This window comes from Bartonella sp. AA86SXKL, from assembly GCF_042196885.1.
In genome coordinates this window covers 1-587 of sequence record NZ_JBHIRE010000518.1, presented here as the reverse complement: position 1 = coordinate 587, position 587 = coordinate 1, and the positions used below count along the sequence as shown (strand labels likewise).

Here is a 587-nt window from a genome sequence, read left to right as displayed (position 1 = left end):
TATTGCTCAACAATGTTGAGTAAGTTTTCTCGATTAATGCTTTCTGAAAATTCTACTTCTTGTAGGTCTTTTATGTTTGATCGGATAAGAGCAATCCGATAGGATTTTGTGTTGACGAGTTCTTGTTCTAAGGTAAAGCGGCAAACGCCTTGTAAGATAATGAAAAGCTGCCCATTTCCTGTTTCGTTGTAGTGTGTGATGCGACCTATACAGCCCATTTTATAAAGCTGTATGGGCAAATAGTCTGTTCCCGAAGAAAGTGGTTGAATAATGCCTAACAAACGGTTGGATACCATAGCGTCTTCAACCATTTCGAGAGCTTCTGGTTCAAAAATATTGAGCGATAAAAAACCGCCTGGTAGTAAAAGCGCACCTTCTAAAGGAAAAAGAGCAATTTTCTTTGGGAGATCATTTTCGCAATTATAATGGATATTGCCAGCTTTCATTCGTATTTTTGAACCCTTTGTATGGTGAGGTTTGGTGCATAAGGAGCCACAGTTTATGGTACTACCTATCCATAAGAAAGACCAACCCCCTTGAGTGTTAAGATCATATTTCCTGATACTCTTAGAATATGTAGTGTTAGA

The 587-nt window shown here is 38.3% G+C and carries 1 protein-coding gene; it reads right to left on the bottom strand.

What is annotated here, in order from left to right:
- Positions 1–446: LON peptidase substrate-binding domain-containing protein (locus ACFIO5_RS13010; protein WP_375705635.1), on the bottom strand; the 446-nt coding region annotated here is incomplete at its 3' end.
- Positions 447–587 lie beyond the last annotated feature (141 nt).